The organism is Treponema sp. R6D11 (assembly GCF_054786075.1).
In genome coordinates, this window is record NZ_BDHD01001377.1 from 1 (window position 1) to 316 (window position 316).

Consider the following 316-nt stretch of genomic DNA (forward strand, 5'->3'; position numbering starts at 1 on the left):
AATGGTCCGGTAACAAAATAATTTACAATTGGGATAACCGCACATGAAAGAAGGAATGTTGTAATAATTTCGGGGGTTTTCCATTTTGCCTTACATATTCCGCTGAACGCCGAAAGTCCGGCGGAAGAAAGAACGCCTGTCATTACGGCGATAACTGCTCCTGTTACTCCAAGATGAGTAAGAGAAAGGGCAAGCGCGGTTGTTATAAAAGCGCCTAAATAAACCTGCCCTTCCCCACCGAGGTTAAGGTTACCGGCTTTCATGGCAATTATTATGCCTAACGCTCCAAAAAAAAGTAGTAAAGGGTTTTTACAGG

General features: G+C 43.4%; 1 protein-coding gene. It reads right to left on the reverse strand.

What is annotated here, in order from left to right:
- A partial coding sequence (locus ACYVTD_RS18825) for an ABC transporter permease subunit (protein WP_461249104.1) occupies positions 1–263 on the reverse strand: 263 nt, incomplete at its 3' end.
- Between the last annotated feature and the right edge of the window lie 53 nt (positions 264–316).